Annotated in this window: 19 protein-coding genes; 9 read left to right on the top strand and 10 right to left on the bottom strand. The window is 56.7% G+C overall.

Translation table 11 applies throughout. The annotated features are described in order from the left end of the window. Positions 1 to 86: 86 nt before the first annotated feature. The 3 genes from xylB (at position 87) to yiaA (ending at position 2,559) form a co-directional block, all read left to right on the top strand. Positions 87 to 1,541 (top strand): xylulokinase, encoded by a 1,455-nt coding sequence (xylB, locus tag ABLU67_RS13195; protein ID WP_257198305.1) that lies wholly within the window; start codon positions 87 to 89, stop codon positions 1,539 to 1,541. A 168-nt stretch (positions 1,542 to 1,709) separates the two neighbouring features. Then, complete coding sequence (yiaB, locus tag ABLU67_RS13200) at positions 1,710 to 2,084, top strand: inner membrane protein YiaB (RefSeq protein ID WP_025106785.1); 375 nt, start codon at positions 1,710 to 1,712, stop codon at positions 2,082 to 2,084. 34 nt (positions 2,085 to 2,118) lie between these two features. Further along, entirely contained in the window at positions 2,119 to 2,559 is a 441-nt protein-coding gene (gene yiaA / locus ABLU67_RS13205) for an inner membrane protein YiaA (protein ID WP_348852327.1), read from the top strand. Between the two features lie 36 nt (positions 2,560 to 2,595). Here yiaA and ABLU67_RS13210 read toward each other — a convergent pair whose 3' ends face one another. Then, positions 2,596 to 3,591: an acyltransferase gene (locus ABLU67_RS13210; RefSeq protein ID WP_025106787.1), complete on the bottom strand. Its 996-nt coding sequence runs from the start codon at positions 3,589 to 3,591 to the stop codon at positions 2,596 to 2,598. Between the two features lie 180 nt (positions 3,592 to 3,771). Between ABLU67_RS13210 and ABLU67_RS13215 the strand changes: the two genes are divergently transcribed. From ABLU67_RS13215 to ABLU67_RS13235, 5 genes are all read left to right on the top strand, one after another. Continuing rightward, positions 3,772 to 4,077 (top strand): YsaB family lipoprotein, encoded by a 306-nt coding sequence (locus ABLU67_RS13215; protein WP_014227200.1) that lies wholly within the window; start codon positions 3,772 to 3,774, stop codon positions 4,075 to 4,077. A 127-nt stretch (positions 4,078 to 4,204) separates the two neighbouring features. Beyond that, positions 4,205 to 5,116 (top strand): glycine--tRNA ligase subunit alpha, encoded by a 912-nt coding sequence (glyQ, locus tag ABLU67_RS13220; protein WP_004126458.1) that lies wholly within the window; start codon positions 4,205 to 4,207, stop codon positions 5,114 to 5,116. Positions 5,117 to 5,125: 9 nt separating this feature from the next. After that, positions 5,126 to 7,195, top strand: a complete 2,070-nt coding sequence (gene glyS, locus ABLU67_RS13225; protein ID WP_348852328.1) for a glycine--tRNA ligase subunit beta — start codon at positions 5,126 to 5,128, stop codon at positions 7,193 to 7,195. Positions 7,196 to 7,522: 327 nt separating this feature from the next. Continuing rightward, positions 7,523 to 7,675: a type I toxin-antitoxin system toxin HokA gene (hokA, locus tag ABLU67_RS13230; protein ID WP_004106778.1), complete on the top strand. Its 153-nt coding sequence runs from the start codon at positions 7,523 to 7,525 to the stop codon at positions 7,673 to 7,675. Between the two features lie 302 nt (positions 7,676 to 7,977). Then, positions 7,978 to 9,597, top strand: a complete 1,620-nt coding sequence (locus ABLU67_RS13235) for an ATP-binding cassette domain-containing protein (RefSeq protein WP_221687697.1) — start codon at positions 7,978 to 7,980, stop codon at positions 9,595 to 9,597. A gap of 99 nt (positions 9,598 to 9,696) precedes the next feature. Here ABLU67_RS13235 and cspA read toward each other — a convergent pair whose 3' ends face one another. The 3 genes from cspA to ABLU67_RS13250 form a co-directional block, all read right to left on the bottom strand. After that, entirely contained in the window at positions 9,697 to 9,909 is a 213-nt protein-coding gene (cspA, locus tag ABLU67_RS13240) for an RNA chaperone/antiterminator CspA (RefSeq protein ID WP_004126446.1), read from the bottom strand. A gap of 260 nt (positions 9,910 to 10,169) precedes the next feature. Beyond that, positions 10,170 to 10,463: an HTH-type transcriptional regulator gene (locus ABLU67_RS13245; protein WP_004106774.1), complete on the bottom strand. Its 294-nt coding sequence runs from the start codon at positions 10,461 to 10,463 to the stop codon at positions 10,170 to 10,172. 236 nt (positions 10,464 to 10,699) lie between these two features. Continuing rightward, positions 10,700 to 12,058, bottom strand: coding sequence for an MFS transporter (locus ABLU67_RS13250; protein WP_004855352.1), 1,359 nt, complete (start codon positions 12,056 to 12,058; stop codon positions 10,700 to 10,702). Between the two features lie 441 nt (positions 12,059 to 12,499). Here ABLU67_RS13250 and ABLU67_RS13255 point away from each other — a divergent pair, with 441 nt between their 5' ends. Next, entirely contained in the window at positions 12,500 to 13,210 is a 711-nt protein-coding gene (locus ABLU67_RS13255; RefSeq protein WP_004126443.1) for a DUF3053 domain-containing protein, read from the top strand. A 57-nt stretch (positions 13,211 to 13,267) separates the two neighbouring features. On the opposite strand, the gene ghrB is transcribed toward ABLU67_RS13255, so the two are convergent. The 6 genes from ghrB to ABLU67_RS13285 all read right to left on the bottom strand — a co-directional run bounded on the left by ghrB (position 13,268) and on the right by ABLU67_RS13285 (position 19,218). Further along, a complete protein-coding gene (gene ghrB / locus ABLU67_RS13260; protein WP_025106791.1) occupies positions 13,268 to 14,239 on the bottom strand; it encodes a glyoxylate/hydroxypyruvate reductase GhrB in 972 nt (323 codons plus the stop codon). 24 nt (positions 14,240 to 14,263) lie between these two features. After that, the gene (locus ABLU67_RS13265) at positions 14,264 to 15,544 is read right to left on the bottom strand and encodes an MFS transporter (protein ID WP_004855346.1); all 1,281 of its coding nucleotides are present in this window, start codon (positions 15,542 to 15,544) and stop codon (positions 14,264 to 14,266) included. Between the two features lie 101 nt (positions 15,545 to 15,645). Continuing rightward, the gene (locus ABLU67_RS13270) at positions 15,646 to 16,584 is read right to left on the bottom strand and encodes a sugar kinase (RefSeq protein WP_004855344.1); all 939 of its coding nucleotides are present in this window, start codon (positions 16,582 to 16,584) and stop codon (positions 15,646 to 15,648) included. A 3-nt stretch (positions 16,585 to 16,587) separates the two neighbouring features. Then, a complete protein-coding gene (locus tag ABLU67_RS13275; RefSeq protein WP_348852329.1) occupies positions 16,588 to 17,337 on the bottom strand; it encodes a sugar phosphate isomerase/epimerase in 750 nt (249 codons plus the stop codon). 108 nt (positions 17,338 to 17,445) lie between these two features. Next, entirely contained in the window at positions 17,446 to 18,462 is a 1,017-nt protein-coding gene (locus ABLU67_RS13280; protein ID WP_004855337.1) for a LacI family DNA-binding transcriptional regulator, read from the bottom strand. Between the two features lie 93 nt (positions 18,463 to 18,555). Next, positions 18,556 to 19,218 carry an OmpA family lipoprotein gene (locus tag ABLU67_RS13285; RefSeq protein WP_004855336.1) on the bottom strand — a complete coding sequence of 221 codons (663 nt, stop codon included), beginning with the start codon at positions 19,216 to 19,218 and terminating at the stop codon, positions 18,556 to 18,558. Between the last annotated feature and the right edge of the window lie 89 nt (positions 19,219 to 19,307).

A 19,307-nucleotide genomic window follows, 5' to 3' on the forward strand; every position in this document is an offset into this window, starting at 1 on the left:
GATGCCCGGCGGGCCCGGGCATTGGCGATAACCGATGCTTTTTTCGCGCCACGCTTAGCCGTGGCGCGTCAGTAAGGAGAGGCTGTATGTATATCGGGATTGATCTGGGCACCTCGGGCGTCAAGGCTATTCTGCTCAACGAGCAGGGCGAGGTCGTGGCTTCGCATACCGAAAAGCTCAACGTGTCGCGTCCGCACCCTTTATGGTCTGAACAAGATCCTGAGCACTGGTGGCTGGCGACGGACCGCGCGATGAAAGCGCTGGGCGCGCAGCACTCGCTGCGCGAAGTCAAAGCGTTAGGTATTGCGGGCCAGATGCACGGCGCGACGCTGCTGGATAAGCAACAGCGCGTCCTGCGCCCGGCAATTTTATGGAATGATGGCCGCTGCGGTGAAGAGTGCGCGCTGCTGGAAGCGAACGTCAGTCGTTCGCAGCAGATAACCGGCAACCTGATGATGCCGGGATTTACCGCGCCGAAGCTGCTGTGGGTACAACGTCACGAGCCTGAGATCTTCAAACAGGTCGATAAGGTCCTGCTGCCAAAAGATTATTTACGTTTGCGCATGACCGGTGAGTTTGCCAGCGATATGTCCGATGCCGCCGGAACGATGTGGATGGACGTGGCGCGCCGCGACTGGAGCGATGAGATGCTCGCCGCCTGCGGTCTGAGCCGCGATAACATGCCGGCGCTGTTCGAAGGATGTGAAGTGACGGGTTCGCTGCGCCCGGCCGTCGCGCAGTCGTGGAATATGCCGGAAGCGCTGGTGGTAGCCGGCGGCGGCGACAACGCGGCGGGGGCGGTGGGTGTTGGCATGGCGGATGCGGGCCAGGCGATGCTGTCGCTGGGGACCTCCGGCGTCTACTTTGCCGTCAGCGACGGCTTTCTTAGCAAGCCGGAAAGCGCCGTACACAGTTTCTGCCACGCGCTGCCCGGGCGCTGGCATCTGATGTCGGTCATGCTGAGCGCAGCTTCCTGCCTCGATTGGGCGGCGACATTAACCGGCCTCGGCACGGTTCCGGCGCTGATTGCGGCGGCGGAAGCGGCGAACGACGATGCCGATCCGGTCTGGTTCCTGCCCTACCTCTCCGGTGAACGTACGCCGCACAATAATCCGCAGGCCAAAGGCGTCTTTTTCGGCCTGACTCATCAACATGGTCCGGCGGAACTGGCGCGGGCGGTGCTGGAGGGCGTCGGTTATGCGCTGGCGGACGGTATGGATGTGGTTCACGCCTGCGGCGTGAAGCCCGAGAGCGTCACGCTTATCGGCGGCGGCGCGCGCAGCGCCTACTGGCGGCAAATGCTGGCGGATATTAGCGGCCAGCAGCTGGATTTCCGCACCGGCGGTGACGTCGGCCCGGCGCTTGGCGCGGCGCGGCTGGCCCAGCTGGCGTTGCATCAAAATATCGCGTTTTCCGATCTACTTCCTCAGCTCCCGCTGGAACAGGCTCATCGTCCTGATGCCGAGCGCTTTGCTCGTTACGCCCCTCGCCGGGAAACCTTCCGCCAGATTTATCAGCAGCTTTTACCGCTGATGTCCTGATTCTTTCGCCCCTGTCGATGGGGCGAATTCATCTCTTGAATGTTTTTAGATTCATGTAGTTATCGAGTGTATTTATATATTCCGAATTTGTCGTTTCAGGGACGAAAAGTACGGATAAACGCATCCTGCCAGTCCACAATGGGGCCTGTCTTATGCCAGGGAGGCACCATGAAAAACAATCTTATTGCAAGGCTGTTGATGTCTATTGGCGCACTGGTTTATCTGGTGGGAATCTGGCGAACCTGCCCATTATTTAGCGGTAAAGGCTATTTTCTGGGCGTTCTGGTCATGGGGATGTTTGCTGTGCTCACGCATCAGCGAACGGCGCAGGAAGCACAGCGAGACGGCGATTTTATCTCGCTGTGCCGGCTGGTGGTGCTGCTGTCGGCGGGATTGCTGCTGGTCGGCGCCTGGTTTGTCCCGGCTCCGTGGCGTGAAAAAAGTATTTACGTGATGGCGTGGTTTGTCTGTATGTACGGTGCGTCGGCAACGCCTTATCCCGCTAAAGTCACGGATAAAGCTCGCAATAACTCAGTGGAATAAGCTGTCAGCGGACAGCGAAGAGAGGTAGTTACAAATGGAAACGAAAGCGACGACATATTCACCCGCATTTCATCTGATCTCATTGATTGCGCTGGTTGGCGGCATCCTGACGTATCTGATTGGCCTGTGGAACGCGCAGATGGAGCTCAATGAAAAGGGCTACTATTTTGCCGTACTGGTTCTGGGGCTTTTTTCCGCCGCCTCTTATCAAAAGACGGTGCGTGATAAATACGAAAAGATCCCAACCACTACGATGTATTACTTGTCCTGCCTGATCGCCTTTGCGATTGCTGTGGGTCTGCTGGCGGTGGGATTGTGGAACGCAACGCTGATGCTCAGTGAGAAAGGCTTTTATGGCCTGGCGTTCTTTTTAAGCCTTTTCGGCGCCGTGGCGGTGCAGAAGAATATACGTGATGTCTGGGATCGTTCTTCTCTAAGCGAGGTCGGCGCAGTCACGGAAGAGCCCGCTGAGTAAACGACGGCGCCGGCGTTGAACCGCAGGCGCCGTTTTTCAGCTCACCAGCCGGCGGCTGTCAATGCGCTGTACCAACATTGATAGCGCCAGGCTACCCAGCAGCGCAGCGCTGAATATCCAGGCAATATCCAACATTGGCCAGCGGGTCAGCTCCAGTCCGCTGGCGCGCAGCGCGTGAATAATCAGCGCATGAAATCCGTAAATGCCTAACGAATGGCGCGCAATAAGCGCAATAAACGGCAGCTGACGCGTATTGAGCGTATTTTTTACCAGCGTCAGCAGGGCGAGCGCGCAGACAAAAACCGCGGGGCCGCAGTATAAATACCAGGTATCACCAAAATCGCCGCGCCAGCGCAGTTCGTGCAGCGTGCCGCGTGATATTACCCATACTCCCGTGATGAATAGCCCAGCGCAGAGCGCAGTCAGCCATTTTTTATCGGTATCCAGCGTGCCGATTGCCCGCCCTAATACGCCGTACATCACGTAGTAGAACGTATCGCCGTTGATATAGAGATTGAGCGGCAGCCATTCAACGCCTGCGGCTTTCACCGGGACCATATTGGGGTTTGCCAGAATACCCAGCACCAGCATCAGCGCCAGCAGCATCCTGCCGCTCACCTGCTTAACCTGCACCAGCGGAGAAAGCAGGTAAATGACCACGATAGCGAAGAAGAACCACAGATGGTAGAACACCGGTTTCTGCAGCAAATTTCTCAGCGACAGTTCAACGTTGATGTGGGTAAACAAGGTGATATAGAGCAGCGACAGCGCACTATAAAAGAGAATGCATAGTGCGATACGCCGAAAATGGCGGGGCTGGGCGCTGCGCTCGCCGAAAAACAGATAGCCTGAAATCATGAAAAACAGGGGGACGCTGACGCGAGATGCCGAGTTGAGGATATTGGCGAGATCCCACTCCAGCAGGCTGATGGTGTGCGGATGCGTGATATACCAGGTGGTACTATGAATCATGACCACCATCATGCAGGCAATGCCGCGCAAATGGGTAATCCAGTGAATTTTTTCCTGCATCAGTGCCTCTGTTTCTCCTTCTCAGAAAGGGTCTGACCGCCCTTATACGCTGGTATCGCAGTGGAATAATCCGAGTTTTTCGGCATAGACTTGTCGAGGTGTGGCCCAATTCGCACAATGTGCCGATTATTTAACGTAACCTGCACGATAACAATTTACTAACAAGGCGGTCGAGAAAAAATGGTGATGAAATATGTGTTTTCTGGACTACTGCTGTGCCTGCTGGCGGGCTGTAGCGCGACGCCGTCTCCGCCAGTGCAGAAGGCGCAGAAAGCACGGATAACGCCGCAGGCTACCCTCAATATGGCGCAGCTTTGCAAGGATAATGCCGCCGTTCGTTATAGTACAGGCGTGCGCCAGGTTGACATCAGCCATTTCGAGCAGTTTCAGGGGAGCTACGAGCTTTCGGGCAAGACTGCGCGGAATGAACGTTTTATCTGTTCTTTTGACCCGGACGGACAGTTTTTGCATCTTTCCATGCGCTAAACGCGCCCACGGTGGCGCTTATTTCCGCAATTTTCCCTAAACAATCCCGTTTCATACTGTATATCTCGCAGCCAGCGGGTATACTGGCTCCTTCCTTTAAATCCACACGTATCCAGCACGAAATCATATGCAAAAGTTTGATACCAGGACCTTCCAGGGCCTGATCCTGACCTTACAGGATTACTGGGCTCGCCAGGGCTGCACCATTGTTCAACCACTGGACATGGAAGTTGGCGCAGGCACCTCTCACCCGATGACCTGCTTACGCGCATTGGGTCCCGAGCCGATGGCGACCGCCTACGTGCAGCCTTCCCGCCGTCCGACCGATGGTCGCTACGGTGAAAACCCGAACCGTTTACAGCACTACTATCAGTTCCAGGTGGTGATAAAACCCTCTCCGGATAATATCCAGGAGCTGTACCTTGGGTCTCTGAAAGAGCTGGGTATGGATCCGACCATCCACGACATTCGCTTCGTCGAAGACAACTGGGAAAACCCGACGCTGGGCGCCTGGGGTCTGGGTTGGGAAGTGTGGCTGAACGGTATGGAAGTCACGCAGTTCACCTACTTCCAGCAGGTTGGCGGTCTGGAGTGTAAGCCGGTCACCGGCGAGATCACCTACGGTCTGGAACGTCTGGCGATGTATATCCAGGGTGTCGACAGCGTTTACGATCTGGTCTGGAGCGATGGCCCGCTGGGTAAAACAACCTACGGCGACGTGTTCCATCAGAACGAAGTGGAGCAATCCACCTATAACTTCGAATATGCCGACGTGGACTTCCTGTTCTCCTGCTTCGAGCAGTATGAGAAAGAAGCCCAGCAGCTGCTGGCGCTGGAAAACCCGCTGCCGCTGCCTGCCTACGAGCGCATTCTGAAAGCCGCCCATAGCTTTAACCTGCTGGACGCGCGTAAAGCCATCTCCGTCACCGAGCGTCAGCGCTATATCCTGCGCATTCGCACCCTGACCAAAGCAGTGGCTGAAGCTTACTATGCTTCCCGTGAAGCCCTGGGCTTCCCGATGTGCAACAAGAATAAATAAGAGGCGGCCATGTCTGAGAAAACTTTCCTGGTGGAAATCGGCACTGAAGAGCTGCCACCAAAAGCACTGCGCAGCCTGGCTGAATCCTTTGCTGCGAACGTGACCGCAGAGCTGGATAACGCTGGCCTCGCGCACGGTAAAGTTGAATGGTTTGCCGCACCGCGCCGTCTGGCGCTGAAAGTGGCGAATCTGGCGGCTGCGCAGGCAGACCGTGAAGTTGAAAAACGCGGCCCGGCGATTGCCCAGGCGTTTGACGCCAGCGGCCACCCGAGCAAAGCGGCCGAAGGCTGGGCGCGCGGCTGCGGTATCACCGTCGATCAGGCTGAACGTCTGACGACCGATAAAGGCGAATGGCTGCTGTATCGTGCCCACGTGAAAGGCGAGAGCACCGAAGCGCTGCTGCCGAACATGATCGCGACCTCGCTGGCGAAGCTGCCGATCCCGAAACTGATGCGCTGGGGCGCGTCCGACGTCCACTTCGTGCGTCCGGTTCATACCGTGACCCTGCTGCTGGGCGACAAAGTGATCCCGGCCACCATTCTGGGCGTGCAGTCCGATCGCGTTATTCGCGGCCACCGCTTTATGGGTGAGGCGGAGTTCACTATCGACAATGCCGATCAGTATCCGCAGATCCTGCTGGAGCGCGGTAAAGTCATCGCCGATTACGAACAGCGTAAAGCCAAAATTAAAGCCGATGCGGAAGAAGCGGCGCGTAAAATTGGCGGCAACGCCGATCTGAGCGAAAGCCTGCTGGAAGAGGTGACTTCACTGGTTGAATGGCCGGTGGTCCTCACCGCGAAGTTCGAAGAAAAATTCCTTGCGGTGCCTGCCGAAGCGCTGGTTTACACCATGAAAGGGGACCAGAAGTACTTCCCGGTTTACGACAACGCGGGCAAGCTGCTGCCGAATTTTATCTTCGTCGCCAACATCGAATCGAAAGATCCGACCCAGATTATTTCCGGTAACGAAAAAGTGGTGCGTCCGCGTCTGGCGGACGCTGAGTTCTTCTTCAATACCGACCGTAAAAAACGTCTGGAAGATAACCTTCCGCGTCTGCAAACCGTGCTGTTCCAGCAGCAGCTGGGTACGCTGCGCGATAAGACCGATCGTATTCAGGCGCTGGCCGGCTGGATCGCTGAGCAGATTGGCGCGGACGTCAATCACGCTACCCGCGCGGGCCTGCTCTCCAAGTGCGATCTGATGACCAACATGGTCTTCGAGTTCACCGACACGCAGGGCGTGATGGGGATGCACTACGCGCGCCATGATGGCGAAGCGGAAGACGTTGCCGTTGCCCTGAACGAGCAGTATCAGCCGCGCTTTGCCGGCGATGACCTGCCGTCTAACCCGGTGGCCTGCGCCGTGGCGATTGCCGATAAGATGGACACCCTGGCGGGTATCTTCGGTATCGGCCAGCACCCGAAAGGCGATAAAGACCCGTTTGCGCTGCGTCGTGCCGCACTGGGCGTGCTGCGTATCATCGTTGAGAAGAACCTGAATCTGGATCTGCAAACGCTGACTGAAGAAGCGGTGCGTCTGTACGGCGACAAGCTGACGAATGGCAACGTGGTCGACGATGTTATCGACTTCATGCTGGGACGCTTCCGCGCCTGGTATCAGGATGAAGGCTATACCGTCGACACGATTCAGGCGGTACTGGCGCGTCGTCCAACCCGTCCGGCAGACTTCGATGCGCGTATGAAGGCGGTTTCCCACTTCCGTACCCTCGAAGAGTCCTCCGCCCTGGCGGCGGCGAACAAGCGTGTATCCAACATTCTGGCGAAATCAGACGTGACGCTGAACGATATCGTTCACGCCTCCGTACTGAAAGAAGCGGCTGAAATCAAGCTGGCAGGCAATTTAGTCGTGCTGCGCGATAAGCTGCAGCCGTACTTCGCCGAAGGGCGTTACCAGGATGCGCTGATTGAGCTGGCGTCCCTGCGCGAGCCGGTGGATGAGTTCTTCGAGAACGTGATGGTGAACGCAGAAGACCGGGATGTGCGCGTAAACCGACTGACGCTGCTGTCCAAGCTGCGCGATCTGTTCCTGCAGGTAGCGGATATTTCCCTGCTGCAGTAAGTGAATGGGTAATAATAAAAAACCTGCCTGCGGGCAGGTTTTTTTATACTAAAAATATAAGTAAGCGAACCATTAATAATTCGCTGATTGATATTTTCGTTATTTTCATTGATTGCCGGGAATTATTTTAGGAATATGCCAACGTAGTCTGGTCAGATATTTACGGTAGAATGCTGACGGGTGCTTGAGACTGTTTGTCTCAGGCGTTCAGCGGGAGATAAACAGAGAAAAGCCCCACCTGATGATAAATCAAAGTGAGGCTCCCCTATGCATGAACACCATAAGAGTAGCCTCTTACCTGTTGAAAATCAACACGGGAGGCGAGGAATGCCGCAAAAGTATCTGTTGTTTAGCTTAATAGTGATTTGCTTCACTATTTTATTATTTACCTGGATGGTGCGTGATTCGCTGTGTGAATTACAGCTCAGGCAGGGGAATATTGAGCTGGTGGCGTTCTTAGCCTGTGGGATTAAAACGTAAGAGACGGTGGCGGAGAGCGATCTCCGCCATTCTTACGGCGTTAAGCATTCTTATAGCACCCTGTTTTTTTCATGAAATCATTATTTCGCCTCCTGAAACCAGGAGGCTTTTTTTCCGGATTCACGGCCTGTCGAAAAAACAGGCTTGAAATGTATACCGGGGTATGTCTATCCTATGGCCCGACGAATCCCTCGTCTCACCGGAGAGCACGCGCCAAATGAACAAACACGACTGATGAATTTCACGCCTTGCTTCGCGCTATTTGCGAGCAGGGGAGGTATTGATTTCATTCAGGAGTGCTTATGGCTCATTGTGCCCGGTCCCCCTCTTTTCTTTTGCATCAGGTCACCTGTCAGTTAGCGACGGGAGATACGCTTTTTGGTCCGCTGAATTTATCGCTGGAAGGCACCCTCTGCGGGCTTGTCGGGCGCAATGGCGTCGGTAAAACCCGATTATTGCGTTTGCTGGCGGGCCTGGACTCGCCGTCGAGCGGCCATATCGAACGTGTGGCTTCGGTGAGTTACGTTGCTCAGCAGCATGTCATGTTTCCTGATACGACGCTGGCGGAATGGCTTGGCGTCGAATTCGTTTTTTCTGCTCTGGCTCGTCTTGAACGGGGCGAAGGGCGAGCCGACGATCTTGAACGTCTTGATGGCTTTTGGGATCTCCCGGAGCGCCTGAATGCAGGATTCCAGGCCGCTGGCTTAGGAGAATTTTCCCCCGGACGGCTCGCCTCTTCGCTGAGCGGCGGGGAAAGGGTGAAGGCGCAGCTGTGCGGAGCGTTCCTGTCCGACGCGGATTTCCTCCTGCTTGACGAACCCACCAACCATCTCGACCGACAAGGCCGCGCGTGGCTATATCAGCAGCTTGAGCAATGGTGCGGAGGGGCGTTGATCGCCAGCCACGATCGGGAGCTACTGACCCAAATGCCGCGCATCCTCGAGCTGGCATCCGCGGCTTTGCGCAGCTACGGCGGCAATTATGTGGATTATCAGCAGCAGCGTGAGCTGGAGCAGCAGGCGGCTCGCGCCGCGCTGGAGCATGCGGTTACTGAAAGGCGACGAACCCGGGCGCGGATGCAAAAAGAGCACGATGCCTGCCGGCGCCGCTCGGCGCAGACATTGCGCACTATCGACACGCTCAATATCGCTTCATTTGAGCGTGTTGCCTGGAAAGGGGCGGCAAAAGAGCGTCCCGGCACCCTTAAGCGCCAGCATCGTGAACAAAGCAGCATCCTCAACGATGCGATAGAGCAGGCGCGTGAGCGGGTAGAGGAAGACAACCCGGTGATGTTTACTCTGCCCGGTAGCCAGGTCGCTGCGGGAAAGCAGGTGCTGGAGCTGGACGCGTTGCGGCTGACCCATTCACCGATGGCAGCGCTGGACTGGCGTATAGATGGGCCGATGCGCGTGGCGCTGCGCGGCCCTAACGGCTGCGGTAAAACAACGTTGCTTAAAACGCTGCTGGGCCTGCAGCCGCCGCTCTCAGGAAGCTGCCGCTTATCGGTTAACGCGGCGTATCTGGATCAGCATCTGAGCCAGCTGGACCTGTCATTGTCCATCATGGCGCACCTGAATCTCGGTGATACGCCCTTAGAAGAAGGTGTGCTGCGCAGCCAGCTGGCGCAGCTACAGCTGGGGGCGGACAAAGTCCATCTACCGCTATCGGTTCTGAGCGGAGGCGAAAGATTAAAAGCGGCGCTGGCCTGCGTGCTCTGGCGACGGGAGGCTACGCAGCTGCTGCTGTTGGATGAGCCCACTAACCATCTGGACCTGGCGTCCACTCTGGCGATTGAAAAAGCGCTGGCACAGTTTCCCGGCGCGATGCTGGTGGTGTCGCATGATGAAGCTTTTTTACGGGCGCTGAAGCTGACCCATTGCCTGGCATGGCGGGAAGAGGGCTGGAGCGTTGAGAGGCTATAAATGCAAAAAACCGCCATCGATGGATGGCGGTGACTTAAGGCGCAAATAAAAAAATCCCCGCCGTTTGGCAGGGACTTAATAATTTTGAGCTTTTTAAGCTTACAGGCTGGTTACGTTGCCAGCTGCCGGGCCTTTAGCGCCGCTTTCGATGGTGAAGGAAACTTTCTGACCTTCGTCCAGAGATTTGTAGCCTTCGTTCTGGATAGCAGAGAAGTGTACGAACACGTCTTTAGAACCATCGTCAGGAGTGATGAAGCCAAAGCCTTTGTCAGCGTTGAACCATTTTACGATACCAGTCATTTTACCGGACATAGTGAATTACCTTTAAAAAAATAAATGAGCCTTGCGGCGTTACGGTCTGGACTACAGATTTAAAGCGATAAAGGGAAAGTTCACTACCGGGGTATCAACGGATAACCTTTGAAGGACTGCTCTATTCGAATGCTCTGTGGTCTTTACTTCAAACCTGCGAGCATTAACGCATGTTCACGTTGTGATAGCAAACTTTTTTTTCGTTGGCATGAAAACGGTCCTTTGGCAGGACCGCTAGCCGAAACCCATAAACGCTAAAATTATGAATCAATAAGCTGTCTTGAAAGCTGCGGATTCGCCTGGATCAGGCGCATCAGCTTAAGCTCTGTGGGAGAAGGCCTTACGCGTCTCGATTCCCACTCTTGTACCATTGCTACGCTGACGCCCATGGCGTTGGCAAAATCATCTATTTTCAGCCCGGTACCTTTGCGTAGCTGGTCAAATTCAATGCATGCGGCGGGCTTACGCGTCAGCGAGGCCGCCTGAGCCTGATCTTTAAAAATAATTTGTTCAAGGTTGCTCAGCAGTTCAAATGCAGGATCTTTATATTCCATTGAGAACTCCTCTCTTTCATACGGCGGAGGGTGAATTATGTAGAGCCTCTTAAGAATAGTCGGAAAAAAAGGCCAGGAATGCTTACCCTGGTAATTATTTATCACCCGAGGTTCTTTCGCGCCGCGTCGGGCGATATAACATGCTGAAAAGTAATAGAGAGAGCCGATAAGCAAATTATTGTAAACAGATAAGAAGAAAAGCGGAAAAGGCCAGCGCGCGCCCGCTGGCCGGTGAGTTACGCCTTTTGGAGCTTCTCCACTTCACCCTGGGCCGCCGGAGGTTGCCGTTGGCCAAGCTTATATTTGACCAGCAGCGCGGTGGCCGACAGGAAGGCCGGGATTGCCAGCAAGGAGAAAATCGTTTCGAAAGAGAGCTGGGCCTGCATCAGGAACGCGCCGCTAAAGGCGCCGAGAATGCCGCCAAAGCGGCCAATCCCTAACATCCAGGCCACGCCGGTCGCGCGTCCCTGGGTGGGATAGAAACCGGCGGCCAGCGCAGGCATTGATGATTGCGCGCCGTTCATAATGCTGCCGGCGATAAATACCATTATCCCCATCAGCAGCAGGTTATGGGTCGAGAAACCAACCAGACAAACGAACACGCCGGTCAGCAGCCAGCCCACGGCCACCACTTTGTTTGGGTTGAGCTTATCCATCAGCGCGCCGAGGATAAGCACACCAATCCCGCCACCCAGCGGGAACAGCGCGGTGATAATAGAGGCCTGGCTCATCGTCGCACCGGTTTCGCGGATGAGCAGCGGCAGCCAGCTGGTCAGCAAATAGAAGATCAGCAGGCCCATAAAGTAGGTCAGGCACAGCATGACGGTGCCGACGGCGTAGCGCGGTGAGAAAATCACGCCGATGGACGATTTCTCCTTTACCTGGCCCGCTTCGCGTAGTTCAAATTCCGCCTGCTCGGGAACAGGCGCGATGCGGCGCAGGATCGCGGCGATACGCTGGGCAGGCTGGCGTTTGACCACCATATAGCGCGCGGATTCCGGCAGAAGAAAGATCAGCACTACCGCCAGCAGCAGCGGCATCACGCCGCCAAGCACCAGCACGCTTTGCCAGCCATAATGGGGGATCATCCAGGCGGAGAGGAAGCCGCCCAGCGAGGAACCCATCGGAAAGCCGACGAACATCAGGTTAACCATCAGAGCCCTACGCCGCTCTGGGGCGTATTCGCTCATCAGCGTCGCGGCGTTCGGCATGGCGGCGCCCAGGCCAAGGCCGGTAAGAAAACGCAGCAACGTCAGCTGGTTAAGGCTGGTAGCAAAGGCGGTCAGCAGGCTGAAGCCACCGAAAACCACGATGGACATAATCAGAACTTTTTTCCGCCCAACGCGGTCGGCGAGCGGTCCGGCGGTCAGCGCACCGACCGCGAGCCCGACTAAGGCGGCGCTCATAACCGGGCCTAACGCCGATTTTTCGACGCCCCATTCCTGCACCAGGTCAGAGGCGATAAAGCCGATTATCGCGGTATCGAATCCGTCCATCGCGACGGTGATAAAACATAAGGCCAGAATCATCCACTGGTATTTCGTGAAGGGATGTTCATTGATAAAAGCCTGAATATCGATGGTTGTTTTCTTCATGCGGCATTCCTGGCAGGCAGAGCGGGGGACAGAGATAGATTATTGTTATCTCCCTCGCGGTCGTTGATGTTGTTTGTGCGATTATCGAACAAAAAGCCGTTAATCGCTCATTTAATAAAATCATCGAACGGCGGTTCAGGCAATGCAGGCGAAAAGGGAAGCGTGCGATTATCGTCCACTTTGCGACCCGTGCAGAAGAGAGAATAAATTAATAATAACAAAATCAATTTGTTAAGCGTTTCAGCCGAATGCCGGATGATAGCGGTAATTGTGATGAACTTAACAGCCGACGCGACTGGTCGCTAAAACGCTAAAAAACCGGCTTGCAGGGAGGAAGATTGTCAGGAAAAGGTATCCTGCAAGGCCGACCTGGACTATCCTTGTCAGCGTCTGGCACGTGTGTGTCTGTTTGCGCTTTTTTTGGCTGAAAGGAGTAAAAAAATGGCGACAGGAAAGTCCTGCTCTCGCTGGTTTGCGGCTATTGCGGCCCTGTTAATGGTGGTTAGCCTGAGTGGGTGTTTTGATAAAGAAGGCGATCAGCGCAAAGCGTTTATCGACTTCCTGCAAAATACGGCAATGCGTAGCGGCGAACGTCTGCCGACGCTGACCGCCGATCAGAAAAAACAGTTCGGGCCTTTCGTTTCCGATTACGCGGTGATTTACGGCTATTCACAGCAGGTAAGCCAGGCGATGGATGCGGGTTTACGTCCGGTGGTTGATAGCGTGAACGCGATCCGCGTACCGCAGGATTATGTTACCCAACGCGAGCCGCTGCGTCAGGCAAACGGCGCTTTGGGCGTACTGAGCCAGCAGCTGGAGAACGCAAAAATACAGGCGGATGCCGCCCACGGCGCGCTGAAACAGGGCGACGATCTCAAGCCGGTCTTCGACCAGGTCTATAACAAAGTCGTGACGGCGCCGGCGAATGCGCTACAGCCGTTAATTCCGGCAGCGCAGGTATTTACCCAACAGCTGGTGCAGGTGGGTGATTTTATCGCTCAGCAAGAAACCCAGGTCAGCTTTGTGGCGAACGGTATTCAGTTCCCGACTTCGCAGCAGGCCAGTCAGTACAATACGCTGATTGGGCCGCTGGCCGCTCAGCACCAGGCCTTTAATCAGGCGTGGACCGCGGCAGTTAACGCGACGCGTTAACGGCTCTGACAGCCCGGGCAAGGCTTCACCTTAGCCCGGGTTTTCTTTTTTCACTTCTCACTTCACCTGCGGATTCACGCAGTTCTTCTCAACGTTGCCGTTCAGGGCATCAATCAGATTATCCACCGCGCAGGCCGCCATGTTATAGCGGGTTTCATGCGTGGCTGAGCCAATATGCGGCACGGCGACCACGTTTGGCATATTTAGCAGCGGGGAGTCTTTCGCCAGCGGCTCTTGTTCGAAAACGTCGAGGCCGGCGGCATGAATTTCACCTTCCTGCAGTGCGGCAATCAGCGCTTTCTCATCCACCACCGGGCCGCGCCCGGCGTTAATAAAGATGGCGGAGGACTTCATTTTGGCAAACTGCGCTTTGCCGAACAGATGATGAGTCTCGTCGGTCAGCGGCAGGATCAGACAGACAAAATCCGCTTCCTCCAGCAGGGTATCGAGATCGCAGTAGCGGGCGTTAAAGCGCTCCTCTGCCTGAGGGTGCTGGCGGCGGGCGTTGTAGAGGATCGGCATACCAAAGCCCGCGTGGGCGCGCTGGGCAAGCGCCATTCCGATACGCCCCATCCCGACGATACCGAGGGTTTTATGGTGCACATCGTTGCCAAACCAGTCCGGACCGATGCTTTTGGTCCACTCGCCGGCCTTCACGCGGTTAGCCACCTCAACCACCCGACGCGCGGTGCTTAATACCAGCGCCATCACGGTATCGGCGACGGTCTCGGTCAGTACCGTCGGGGTGTGCATCAGCAGCACTTTGCGCGCATTCAGCGCATCGACGTCGAAGTTGTCATAGCCGACGGAGATGGTCGAGGTCGCACGAAGCTTGGGCATTTTCTCCAGTAACGCGGTATCGACTTTTTCGCTGGAACCCAGCAGACCTACCGCTTCAGCGAACGCGTCGGCGTGCTGTGAAACGGTCTCCGGACGCAGGTTTTTCACCTGGGTGACGGTAAAGTGTTGTTCCAGACGCTGTTGCAGGTCGTCGGGAAGCGTTTTGTAGAGAATGACTGACGGCTTCATGCGGTTCTCCGTTGCGTTAAGGTTTCAGGCGTGACGTGCGCCGAGCGGAAGTTTTTGATTATTAGCAGGCTTAACAATCAAAGTAAGCCATACCGAGACGAAAAGCGCCACTCCCATGAAAATGTACGAGGCTGCGGGGCTGCCGGTGGTGCCGTTCAGGTAACCGACAAACCATGAGCCGAAGAACGAACCCAGCGCGCCCATGCTGTTAATCAGGGCCATGGCGCCTCCGGCGACGTTGCGCGGCAGCATCTCAGGAATGATGGCGAAGAACGGTCCGTAGGGGGCGTACATCGCCGCGCCGGCAATCACCAGCAGGGTATAAGAGACCCAGAAATGGTTGGCGCCAACGGCCCAGGAACCAATAAAGGCGAAGGCGGCAATCAGCAGCAGCGGCCAGACAAACAGCTTGCGGTTCTGCATTTTATCGGAGGCCCAGGAGACCACGATCATCGCGATGGTCGCCGCCAGATAGGGAACGGATGAGAGCCAGCCGACCTCGACCATGCCCATATTCTCGCCGCCGCTGCGGATAATTGACGGCAGCCACAGAACGAAACCGTAAACCCCGATGCTCCAGGCGAAATACTGCATGCACAGCAGGACAACGTTGCGCGAGCGGAAGGCTTCGCCGTAGTTGCGCACCGGTTTGATTCCCTGCTGTTCACGCTCCAGTTGCTCCTGCAACGCGGCTTTTTCGCTTTCCGCCAGCCAGTTGACCTGCGAAGGTTTGTCTTTTACCAGCACCCACCAGCAGAAGGCCCAAATCACCGCCGGAACGCCTTCGATAATAAACATTTCCCGCCAGCCGAAGGCCTGAATCAGGTAACCGGACACCACCGACATCCACAGCACCGTCACCGGGTTGCCGAGGATCAGGAAGGTATTGGCGCGAGAGCGTTCAGATTTAGTAAACCAGTTGCTGATGTAAATCAGCATCGCCGGCATGACCGCGGCCTCGACGACGCCGAGAATAAAGCGAATCGCCGCCAGCGCGGGAATATTGTGCACCATCCCGGTCAGCGAGGCGCAGGCGCCCCACAGGATCAGGCAGATAAAAATGAGTTTGCGTACGCTGCGGCGTTCGGCGTAAATCGCGCCGGGGATCTGAAAGAAGAAGTAGCCGAGGAAGAACAGCGCCCCCAGCAGGGAGGAGATACCTTTGGTGATCCCCAGATCTTCAGTAATACCGGCCGCCGAAGCGAAGCTGAAGTTAGCGCGGTCAAGATATGCCAGGCTATACGTGATAAACACGATAGGCATGATGTACCACCAGCGTTTTGTTGCATTCGTCGAACTATTCATAGGTTTGCCTCTGTGAGTGAGGTGACGCTCATCATAGAAAAGATCCGTTACGCCGCGCTGCATGTAGGGTACAGAACGGCCTGACGTTGTGCTGAATCTGCTTACTCGCCCAGCGCCTCACGCGTGGGTAAGCCTTCGCTATCGCCCTGGACCTGAATGGCCAGTGAGCCGATTTTGTTTCCGCGTTTCACCGCCTGCGGCAGCGGTTTTCCTTCCAGCAGGGCGCTAATCACCCCGACGGCAAAGCCATCGCCGGCGCCAACGGTATCGACGACGTTATCCACTTTTATCGCCGCAACGGCCCCCTGTTCGCCATCGGCGGTTTTATACCAGGCGCCGTCGGAGCCGGTTTTTATGATGACCGCGCGAACGCCGTGGCTGAGATAAAAGTCCGCAATGGCTTCCGGCGTTTGCTGGCCGGTCAGAATCATGCCTTCTTTCAACCCCGGCAGAACCCAGTCGGCCTGAAACGCAAGGCGGTTAAGCTTCTCGACCATCTCGGCTTCGCTTTTCCACAGCGTGGGCCGCAGGTTGGGGTCGAACGAAATCGTTTTTCCCTGCGCTTTCATGGTGCGCGCCGCGCGGTCCAGCAGGGCGTATGAGCTTTCCGACAGCGCGGCGGCCACGCCGCTTAAGTGCAGGTGACGGGCGCTGGCGAAGTATGATTCGTTAAAATCATCCGGCGACAGATGGCTGGCAGCAGAGCCTTTGCGAAAATATTCCACGATGGGATCGGTTCCATTTTCGACTTTAGATTTCAGCTGAAAGCCGGTAGCGTAGCGGCCATCGGTGCTCACGCCGCGGGCGTCGATCCCCTCTTTCGCCAGCGCGGTGAGGACGAAGCGGCCAAAGCTGTCCGCGCCGACGCGGCTTACCCAGCCGACGCTTAAGCCGAGGCGGGCCAGCCCGGTCGCGACGTTCAGTTCCGCGCCCGCCACGCGCTTCATAAAATGTTCTACTTCAGCCAGTTCGCCGGTTTCGGTGGCGACAAACATCGCCATGGCTTCGCCTATCGTGATGACATCTAACGCTTTTTGCATAACTTAATCCTCGCGTAACAGGTTGACGTAGCGGCGGGTCACGGCCGTCAGGTCATGGCCAGTCAGCGGAAATTCGATCCCGCGCGGGGCGTCTGCGGGCAGATTGTCGAGCAGCGCCAGCCAGCGCCCGGACGCTTCATCCGGCGGTACGGCGCGAAACTGCGAATGGTGCGGCTCAGCCGCCTTTACATGAATATAGCTGACGGCAGGCGCCAGGTGGCGCGCGGCCTCTTCCGGCGAGTCGCCAACCCACAGCCAGTTGCCCATATCAAAGGTGAGGGTGATCGGCAGCTGGTTAACCCGACAGGCGGCCTTGAAGCGCTGCATCGGCGCCAGCTGGCCGCAGTCGGTTTGATCGTTTTCCACCACCAGCGCCATGCCGCTCTCGCGCAGGATATCGCGCAGGGTGTCCAGATCGTTTTGGTGGGTAAAGCGGCCCAGTGAGAGCTTCAGCCACAGCGCGTTAAGGGTTTGCGCTTCCTGCAAAAAGTCGGCGAGGGGCGGGTTGAGCGAGCCGTCAGCGGTAAACAGGGCTTCCGGCGCGGAATAGCAAACCAGCAGGCCGCGGCGCTCAATATCGGCGGCCAGTTCCGGCAGGTGGTTCAGCTCATCCGCGCTGAACAGTTCCCGGCGGATCTCTACGCCGTCGGCGCCGGAGCCGGCGATAAATGGCAGGACGGCGGACTGCCCGCCCAGCGCTTTAACACGGTCATTCCCGTACGCGGCGGTAACGACAATAATCTTTCTGGCCATCCCAATACTCCCGACGATAATCTGATGCGTTGTTTATTACGCTAGATGGTATCGGTTCCAAAGCAAAGGCCAGGATGTCTAATTTATGATCGCCATCACGAAGGATCGTTAGCGGGAGGTGGAGCCTCTGACGATCAGCTCGCCGGAAAACACCCGTTCGCAGACCGGGTCGTTGCTGCCTTCAATCCGACGCACCACCTGCTCGACGGCGGCGAAGCCAATCTGCCAGGTCGGCTGTTTGAGCGTGGTGATCCCCACGCCCGCCAGCTCGGCCCACTCCAGTTCATCGAAGCCCAGCAGGCCGATATCGCTGCCCCAAATCAGGCCAACGCGTTTAAGGGAGCGTGCCACTTGCAGGGTCAGCGCGCCGTTGGCGGAAATCACCGCCTTGCGCATGCCGCGATGGTGGGAGTGGAAGTGACGCAGGACGTTATCCAGCATCGCGCCATCGTTCAACGGTACTTCGGCGTTTTCCGCGACAATACCGGTATGGCGCAGGAGGGTCTGGCGAAACGCGCTCAGGCGCTCGCGGCGGGTATTGACCGAGCCGAGGGGTTCGCTAAGGAACAGCAGGGCTTCGAAGCCCTTTTCCACCAGGTGTTCGGTGGCGGTGGTGGCGGCCTGGGTATTATCGAGGCCGACGACATCGCAGGCGAATTCCGGAATTTTGCGGTCGATAAGCACCATCGGCAGCGCCGACTGCTGCAGGCGGTTGAGGCCGTCCTCGCGCATCCCGACCGCGTTGACCACGATCCCCTCCACCTGATAGCTGCGCAGCAGGTCGAGATAGTGCAGCTCCTGGTCCAGCTCATTGTTGGTATTACATACCAGCAGGGTAAATCCTTTTTCGCGACAGGCGGCTTCAATGCCGCTGAGCACGTTGACGGAGTAGGGGTTGGTGATATCGGCGATGATCAGGCCGATCAGCCGGGTGCGGCCATGCTTCAGGCCGCGGGCCATCAGGCTGGGACGATAGTCGAGCTCGGCAATGGCTTTTTCAATGCGCCCCAGCAGATCGTCGGAAAGCAGATGCTTCTCGCCGTTCAGATAGCGTGAAATGCTGGTTTTGCCGGTCTTTGCGGCTTTCGCCACATCGCTAATGGTTGCTCGCGCCGCTTTCGCCATGGTGGCTTCCTTTGCTGAAATCTGCACACACCTTAGCGCGAAAATTCGCTATATCAAGCATTTTGCCCGGCGAGTCGCCGGGCAAAGAGGGCATTACTGCAGCGGACTGAGGGTAATTTCAACGCGGCGGTTCTGCGCTTTGCCTTCCGCCGTGCTGTTGCTGGCGATCGGGTTCGCCGGGCCCATACCGGTTGTGCGGATGCGATTAGCCGCCACGCCCTGGGTAATAAGCGCGCTGGCGACGCTCTCCGCGCGCTGCTGAGAGAGGCGCATGTTCAGATCCTGGCTGCCGGTGCTGTCGGTATAACCCACTACGTTAACGGCGGTTTTCTCATACTCTTTCAGCACCATCGCCACGCCGGTGAGGGTATTGGCGCCCGCGGGTTTCAGGTTGGCGCTGCTGCTGTCGAAGGTCACATTGTTCGGCATGTTCAGCACGATATTGTCGCCGTTTCGCGTCACGCTTACGCCGGTTCCCTGCATTTTCTCGCGCAGCTTCGCTTCCTGCACGTCCATATAGTAACCGATGCCGCCGCCCAGCGCCGCGCCGGCCGCTGCGCCGATCAGCGCGCCTTTGCCGCGGTCATGTTTGGAAGAGGAGAGCGCCCCAACGCCTGCGCCGACTAACGAACCAATGCCCGCGCCGATCCCGGATTTACCCGCTTCGCGCTCCCCGGTATAGGGATTGGTGGTACAGCCAGAAATGGCCAGTGCGCCGCTAACGACAGCCGCAATCATGAGTACGCGTTTTTTCATCTTATTTCCTTAATCCTTTTTATTCTTTGCCACAGCGACCGTGACGGTTGATTATGACGCCCGAAACCGGAGAAAATTCCGCAGAGAGC

Source organism: Klebsiella sp. GN_Kp190 (assembly GCF_040061795.1).
GTDB classification, from domain to species: Bacteria; Pseudomonadota; Gammaproteobacteria; order Enterobacterales; family Enterobacteriaceae; genus Klebsiella; species Klebsiella michiganensis.